Here is a 5,192-nt window from a genome sequence, read left to right on the forward strand (position 1 = left end):
GGGCGGGTCCTCGGCGCGCAGGCCGCCAGCGGCGGTCAGGGCCAGGGCAACGTACTCGGGCACGGTGGCGATGATGTCGGTGCCGGCCAGCAGCTGGGCGAGGCCGACGAACTGCGGCACGGCCAGCACCACCTGGCGCTTGCGGTCCATCTCGGCGAGGGTCTGGTCGACGAAGCCGTCCAGGTCGCCGGCATAGGACACCAGCGCATGCGGGCGCGCGCAGTAGTCATCGAGGGTCAGCGCACCGGGGATCGAGTCGGCGCGCAGGATCTTCCAGGTGCTGCGGCGCAGTGTCTTGCGCTTGGCGTTGGCCGGCAGCTCGTCGGTGTAGCTCACGCCCACGGAGATTTCCCCGGACGACAGCAGCTGCGGCATCAGCAGGTAGTTGGCGCGGCGCACCACCAGGGTGATGCCCGGCGCTTCCGAACGCAGGCGGCGCAGCAGCGGCGGCAGCAGGCCGAACTCCACGTCATCGGACAGGCCGATGCGGAACACCGCCTTGCTGGTGGCCGGGTCGAAGTCGGCGGCGCGGCTCAGCGCGGTGGAGATGGAATCCAGCGCCGGCGAGAGGTGGCCGAAGATCTCCTGCGCCCGCGCGGTGGGCTCCATGCTGCGCCCGGTGCGGACGAACAGCGGGTCGTCGAACAGTCCGCGCAGGCGCGCCAGGGCCGCACTGATCGCCGGCTGGCCGAGGAACAGCTTCTCCGCGGCGCGGGTCACGCTGCGTTCATGCATCAGCGTCTCGAAAACGATCAACAGGTTGAGGTCAACCTTGCGGAGGTCGTTGCGGTTCATGGGGACTCCCTGGCGATGGGGGAAAAGTGAGGCCGACGCTGTCCTGAGTCAAGTCTGTCAGATAAGTCCTTGATCAATTTCCACTTTTTTAATGAGAATCTCGCCCCGGCAGTGTGGTCTGACTCTGTAGGAACTGAGCCGCCCCGGCCCCTCCCGCAGCCCCGTCGCAGAGCCTTGCAGCCGCGCCGGACAAGGCTTGCGCGGCGGGCCGAATCATCGCCATTTATGTCAACTATCAATGGTGAACGGTGGCGTCACCCCTAAAGCCCGGATAGAGTCCGTGGCTATGAGCACTACTAAGGCGAGGTATGTGATGTCCCGCATGATCCGTTTCCACCAGTTCGGTGACGCCTCGGTCCTGAAGATCGAGGAAATGCCGACCCCGCAACCGGGGCCGGGCGAAGTGCTGGTCCGTACCCAGGCACTGGGCGTCAGTTGGCGCGACGTGCTCTGGCGGCAGAACCTCGCCCCGGATCAGGCCAAGCTGCCGGCGGGCATCGGTTATGAACTCTCCGGCATCGTCGAAGCCGTGGGCGAGGGCGTGGAAGACCTCCAGCCCGGCGTGGCGGTGGCCAGTTTCCCGGCGAACTCGCCGAACCTGTACCCGGCCTGGGGCGACCACGTCATCGTGCCGCGCACCTCGCTGACCCGTTATCCCGAGGTGCTGAGCCCGGTCGAAGCCGCCGTGCACTACACCGGCCTGCTGTATTCCTACTTCGCCCTCGTAGAACTGGCGCAGATCAAGCCCGGCCAGCGCGTGCTGATCACCGAGGCCGGTCATTGCCTCGCCCCGCAGGCGGTGCAGCTGGCCAAGGCGCTCGGCGCCCAGGTGATCGCCACCACCAGCCACGAGGAGACCCGCGAGTTTCTCAAGGGTCTGGGCGCGGACAAGATCATCTACACCGAGGAGCAGGACCTGGTGCTGGAGGTCGAGCGCTTCACCAAGGGTGAAGGCGTGGAGATCGTCCTCGACCAGTGCGCCGGCCCGCAGATGAAACTGCTGGGTGACGTGGCCGCGCAGCGCGGCAAGCTGATCCTCTACGGCATCAATGGCGGCAACGATGCAGCCTTCCCGGCCTGCGCGGCGTTCAAGAAGCACCTGCAGTTCTACCGTCACTGCGTGCTGGACTTCACCGGGCAACCGGAGATCGGCCTGACCCGCAACGACGAAGCCGTGCAACGCGCGCTGACCGCGATCAACCAGATGACCGCGGACCAGTTGCTCAAGCCGAGCATCGACCGGGTGTTCGACTTCGCCCAGTACCGCGACGCCAACTACTACATGGAAACCTGCCCGAGCGGCGGCCGTGTGGTGATGAAGATGCCGGAGTGATCCGTCATCGGTAGTTGAGAAAGCCACTCTTCGGAGTGGCTTTTTTGTGCGCGCGGGATTCCCGGTATCCCTGTAGGAGCGAGCTTGCTCTCGAACAGAGTTTCCGGCCACACCTGCGTCAGACGGGTTCGCGAGCAAGCTCGCTCCTACAAAAGCGGAGAAAGGCGTCTTGCCTTAACCGTAGGAGCGGACTCCGTCCGCGATAGCTCACCGCCAGCACCGACCACACCGTGCGCAGAATCAGGCAAGCCTCAAGAGAACCAGGCAAACCGCTCGGCGCCTTACTCGCGTATCGTCGCGGCACTTGCCTGCGCTTGCGCCTAGGCTGAATCCATTGCGTGTCGGCGCCGCTGCGCTTCGCTCCTGTTACCACCCGCATTCCATCACCCGGCTTTTCATATCCAGAATAAAGAGGTGAACCTCCTGATGATTACCGTGAACCTGAACGGCAAGGACCATGAACTCGACGCTCCCGGCGAGATGCCGCTGCTCTGGGCCATCCGCGACGTGGCCGGGCTGACCGGCACCAAGTACGGTTGCGGCATGGCCCTGTGCGGGGCCTGCACCGTGCACATCGACGGCCAGCCGACGCGTTCCTGTGTCACCCCGCTGGCGGCGGTGGCCGGCAAGAAGATCACCACCATCGAAGCGGTGGCCGAACAGGCCGCCGGCAAGGCCGTGCAGGAAGCCTGGCGCAAGCTCGACGTGGTGCAGTGCGGTTACTGCCAGTCCGGCCAGATCATGTCGGCCACCGCGCTGCTGGCCTCGAACAAGCAGCCCAGCGACGCCGACATCGATGCCGCCATGAGCGGCAACATCTGCCGTTGCGCCACCTATGCGCGGATCCGCGCGGCCATCCACGACGCCGCCCAGACCCTGGCTTGAGGACCGAAGTCATGCTCGAACCCCGTATCGACGAACAGCCGGCGCAGCCCGGCAGCATCCTCAATGTGAGCCGCCGCAGCTTCCTGCGTGGCGCTGGCGGCCTGGCCCTGGGCATCTATTTCGCGCCGCTGCTGGGCAAGCTGGGTGACGCCCAGGCGGCCAGCGATTTCGAGGCTAATGCCTTCGTGCGCATCGCCCCGGACGGCACCGTCACCGTGATCGCCAAGCATGTGGAAATGGGCCAGGGCAGCTACACCGGCCTGGCCACCCTGGTGGCCGAGGAACTGGATGCCGACTGGAGCCACGTGCAGGTCGAAGGCGCGCCGGCCGATGCCAAGCGCTACGCCAACCTGGCCTTCGGCAACCTGCAGGGCACCGGCGGCAGCAACGCCATGGCCAACTCCTTCGAGCAGATGCGCAAGGCCGGCGCCAGCGCCCGCGCCATGCTGGTCGGCGCAGCGGCAGAACAATGGAAGGTGCCGGCGGCGCAGATCGAAGTGCATGACGGCGTCGTCACCCACCCGGCTTCGGGGCGCAAGGCCGGCTTCGGCGAACTGGCCGAGGCGGCGGCGAAGCAGCCGGTACCGGCGGACGTGAAGCTCAAAGATCCGAAGGACTTCAAGCTGATCGGCCAGGTGCAGCTGCCGCGCAAGGACAGCCCGTCCAAGACCGACGGCACCGCGCAGTTCACCCAGGACGTGCACCTGCCGGACATGCTGGTGGCCGTGGTCGCCCACCCGCCGCGCTTCGGTGGCGTGCCGGCGAAGGTCGATGCGAGCAAGGCCAAGGCCGTGCCCGGCGTCGTCGATGTGGTGCAGTTCCCCGGCAGCGAGCGGCGTTTCGCCGGCGTTGCGGTGCTGGCAAAGAACACCTGGGCCGCGCGCCAGGGGCGCGACGCGTTGCAGGTCGAGTGGGACGAGAGCAAGGCGTTCAAGATGGGCAGCAAGGAAATCTTCGCCCAGTACCGCGACATGGCCAGCAAGCCGGGGCTGGTGGCGCGCAACGAAGGTGACATCGGCAAGGCGCTGGAGAAACCGACGCACCTGATCGAGGCGGAGTACCAGTTCCCCTATCTCGCCCACGCCGCGATGGAGCCGCTGAACTGCGTGGTCTTCCTCAAGGAGGACGGCTGCCAGATCTGGAACGGCGAGCAATGGCAGACCGGCGACCAGATGTCGGTGGCGCAGCTGCTGGGCATACCGCCCGAGCAGGTGAGCATCACCCAGCTGTATGCCGGCGGCAGCTTCGGCCGCCGCGCCAATCCGCATTCGGACTACGTGCTGGAGGCCGTCGCCATCGCCAAGGCGGCTCGCGAGCAGGGCGTGAAGGTACCGATCAAGATGGTCTGGACCCGCGAGGACGACACCCGCGCGGGCTACTACCGTCCCGCCTTCCTGCACCGCGCGCGGCTGGCGGTGGATGCCCAGGGCAACCTGGTGGGCTGGGAGCAGCGGCTGGTGGGGCAGTCGTTCATCATCGGCACGCCGTTCGAGAAGTTCATGGTCAAGGACGGCGTCGACAAGATTGCCGTCGAGGGCGCGGACGACCTGCCTTATGCGGTGCCCAACCTGCGCATCGAGCAGGCGCTGGCGGAAAACGTCACGGTGCCGACCCAGTGGTGGCGCTCGGTGGGCCACACTCACACGGCGTTCTCCACCGAGACGCTGATCGATGAAGCGGCCCTCGCCGCCAAGCAGGACCCGTACGAGTTCCGCCGCAAGCTGCTGGAGAAGCACCCGCGTCACCGCGGCGCGCTGGAACTGGTGGCGCAGCGGGCGAACTGGCTGGCACCGCTGGAAAAGGGCAAGGACGGCGAGCAGCGCGGCCGCGGTATCGCCGTGCACGAGTCGTTCGGCAGCTTCGTCGCCCAGGTGGTGGAAGTGACCTGCAAGGCGGACAAGAGCTTCAAGGTGGACCGCGTGGTCTGCGCGGTGGATTGCGGCCTGGCGATCAACCCGGACGTGATCAAGGCGCAGATGGAAGGCGGGATCGGCTTTGCCCTGTCAGCGGCGCTGCATAGCGCCATCACGCTGACCGACGGCAAGGTCGACCAGTCCAACTTCCACGACTTCCAGGTCCTGCGCATCAACGAGATGCCGCTGGTGGAGGTGCACATCGTGCCGTCGGCCGAGCCGCCGACCGGGGTTGGCGAGCCCGGCGTGCCGCCCCTGGCGCCGGC

4 protein-coding genes are annotated in these 5,192 nt (G+C 66.8%); 3 read left to right on the plus strand and 1 reads right to left on the minus strand.

All coding sequences use genetic code 11. The features are described from left to right. On the minus strand, window positions 1-795 hold a 795-nt coding region (locus tag ACCC94_RS27565; protein WP_413352774.1), incomplete at its 3' end, for a LysR substrate-binding domain-containing protein. A gap of 313 nt (window positions 796-1,108) precedes the next feature. On the opposite strand from ACCC94_RS27565, the gene ACCC94_RS27570 reads away from it, so the two are divergent. From ACCC94_RS27570 to ACCC94_RS27580, 3 genes are all read left to right on the plus strand, one after another. Further along, window positions 1,109-2,128 (plus strand): zinc-dependent alcohol dehydrogenase family protein, encoded by a 1,020-nt coding sequence (locus tag ACCC94_RS27570; RefSeq protein ID WP_259754538.1) that lies wholly within the window; start codon window positions 1,109-1,111, stop codon window positions 2,126-2,128. 426 nt (window positions 2,129-2,554) lie between these two features. Next, the gene (locus ACCC94_RS27575) at window positions 2,555-3,013 is read left to right on the plus strand and encodes a (2Fe-2S)-binding protein (RefSeq protein ID WP_253453838.1); all 459 of its coding nucleotides are present in this window, start codon (window positions 2,555-2,557) and stop codon (window positions 3,011-3,013) included. An 11-nt stretch (window positions 3,014-3,024) separates the two neighbouring features. Continuing rightward, window positions 3,025-5,192, plus strand: a 2,168-nt coding sequence (locus ACCC94_RS27580; protein ID WP_413352775.1) for a molybdopterin cofactor-binding domain-containing protein, incomplete at its 3' end; no start/stop codon positions are given.

This window comes from Pseudomonas sp. Pseusp97 (assembly GCF_047304025.1).
Lineage (GTDB): Bacteria > Pseudomonadota > Gammaproteobacteria > Pseudomonadales > Pseudomonadaceae > Pseudomonas.